At 69.4% G+C, this 2,363-nt stretch carries 3 protein-coding genes; all 3 read left to right on the top strand.

Annotated elements, in window-relative coordinates; translation table 11 throughout:
• Positions 1 to 542: YfiR family protein (locus H3O04_RS35030; protein WP_442862860.1), on the top strand; the 542-nt coding region annotated here is incomplete at its 5' end.
• On the top strand, positions 539 to 1,807 hold the full coding sequence (locus H3O04_RS35025; RefSeq protein WP_202589483.1) for a diguanylate cyclase domain-containing protein: 1,269 nt from the start codon (positions 539 to 541) through the stop codon (positions 1,805 to 1,807). The genes H3O04_RS35030 and H3O04_RS35025, both read left to right, overlap by 4 nt.
• 86 nt (positions 1,808 to 1,893) lie before the next feature.
• A partial coding sequence (locus tag H3O04_RS35020; protein ID WP_202589482.1) for an OmpA family protein occupies positions 1,894 to 2,363 on the top strand: 470 nt, incomplete at its 3' end.

Genomic DNA, 2,363 nt, shown 5'->3' with positions numbered 1-2,363 from the left:
CGCCCGCCGTGCCCGCCGGGGCGCTGGCCGACGCGGACGGCCTGGCCGACAACGCGCACGTCATCCCCGTCGCGCGCCCCGCCGATTCCGCCATTTCGTCACACGACGCGGCCGTGCGCCAGGTCGTGCTCGGCATCATCAGCTTCACGCGCTGGCCGACGACGCCCGTCCGCCTGCATCTGTGCGTCACCGGGCGGCCCGACTACGCGCGCGGCCTGACCGACACGCTGCAGGCCGGCTCGACGTTGCTCGACGTGCAACGCGTGCGCTTCGACGATCCGTCGCTCGGCATGGCCTGCGACGTCGTCTATCTCGGCACCTTGAGCAACGACGAGCGTGCGCGGGTGAGAGCCGCGTTGGCCGGCCATCCGGTGTTGACGATCGCGGAACACGACCCGTCCTGCACGGCGGGCGGCATGTTCTGCCTCGACGTCGACGGCGATCGCGTGTCGTTCGACATCAATCTCGACGCCGTCGCGCGCAGCGGCGTGCGCGTGCATCCGAACGTCCTCAATCTGGCGCGACGGCCGGTGACGCCATGACACGCGCCGCGCCTCCCATTCGCACTTCGCGCCCGCCGCGCCCGACGCTGCAAAGCGTGCTGCGTCGCGCGCACCTGCGCCTCGCGTTCGTCGCCGTGACGATGGCCGCCGTGTCGTTGATCGTCGTCGCCGTAATCGCGTTGCGCGCGTATGCCGGCAACAACCTGAACCTGCTGGCGCGCTCGCTCGGTTATACGGTCGAGGCGGCGCTCGTGTTCGGCGATCGCGTCGCGGCGAACGAGGCGATCGGGATGATCGCCGGCGACGAGGACGTCGCGCAGGTGGTCGCCACCGACAGCAAGGGACAACTGTTCGCCACGTGGCAGTTGCCGGCCGGAAACGGCCTCGCGCGGCTCGAGCGGGCGGTGGCCGACGTGGCGCTGCCGGGGCCGGTGACCGTCCCGGTGATGCACGACGGCATCATCGTCGGCCACGTCGTCGTGCGTGGCCGCGGCCACCAGTTCTTCGGCTTCCTGCTCGGCGGTGTCGGCGGCATTCTCGGCTGCCTGGCCGTCAGCGTGTTCGGCGCGTATGTCAGCTCGAAACGCCTGCTGCGCGACATCGTTTCGCCGCTGCGCGCGCTGGCCGGCGTCGCGCACGCGGTGCGGCGCGAGCGTGCGTTCGCGCGGCGCGTCGAGCCGGCGGCGATCGCGGAATTGAACCAGCTCGGCGACGACTTCAACGCGCTGCTCGACGAATTCGAAGACTGGCAGAACACGCTGCGCGACGAGAACGCGTCGCTCGAGCACAAGGCGACGCACGATGCGCTCACGGGGTTGCCCAACCGCGTGCAGTTCGAGTCGCGCCTCGCGCTTGCGCTTTGCGAGGCCACGTTGACGGGGCAGCGGGTCGCCGTCCTCTATCTCGACTGCGACCGCTTCAAGGAGATCAACGATGGTTTCGGTCACGACACCGGGGACGCGGTGCTGATCGATATCGCATCGCGGCTGCGCACGCGGGTGCGCGAGACCGATCTCGTCGCGCGCCTGGGCGGCGACGAATTCGCGGTGATGCTGGCGGCGGTGCCTGAAGCGGGCAGCGTGTGCCGGATCGCCGACGAGATTTTGTCCGGCATGGCGCCGTCGATCGAGCTGTCCGACGGCCGCGTGGTGGCCACCATGATGAGTGCCGGCGTTGCGCTGTATCCCGATCACGCGTTGGACGCGAGCGGCTTGCTGCGCGCGGCGGATATCGCGATGTACCGCGCCAAGCGTGCGCGGCCGGGATCGTGGCAACTGGCGGAGAGCGTTGCAGGGCCGGTGTGAGGTCGATCGACTCGCGCCGCGGGCGAGGCCGCGGCGGCGGTTAAAAGAAGCGCCTGCAGGGCGGGCGCAACGGAAGGGGATGCGAAATGAACCACTCGTTTCCTGTGAGCATGGGGCGGATGTGCGTCGGGAGCGCACTGCTTCTGTGCATGCTGCTGGGGGGCTGCAAGACGCCGCCGCCGCTTCATCGGGGGCTGACGCAGACGCAGGTGACGGCGCTGAAGTCGGCCGGGTTCCAGGAGACTGGACAGGGATTCGAATTCGGGTCGACCGGGCCGATCCTGTTCGATTTCGACCGCTACAACCTCAAGCCGGATGTGCGGCGGATCGTGGAACGGATCGGGCGGACGTTGCGGTCGGCGGGGATCAACGGGGTGCGCGTTTACGGGTACTCGGATGACGAGGGGACGGCGGCTTACGATCTCGAGTTGTCGAGACGGCGGGCTGAGGTCGTTGCCGTCGAACTGGCCGACGTCGGGCTGGATGCGAAGCGGATCGCGGTCGTGGGGCGAGGGAAGAGCGATCCGGTGGGGGATAACAGGACGCCGGGCGGGAG

This window comes from Burkholderia sp. KCJ3K979 (assembly GCF_016759955.1).
GTDB classification, from domain to species: Bacteria; Pseudomonadota; Gammaproteobacteria; order Burkholderiales; family Burkholderiaceae; genus Burkholderia; species Burkholderia orbicola.
This window is presented reverse-complemented; position numbering and strand designations above follow the sequence as displayed.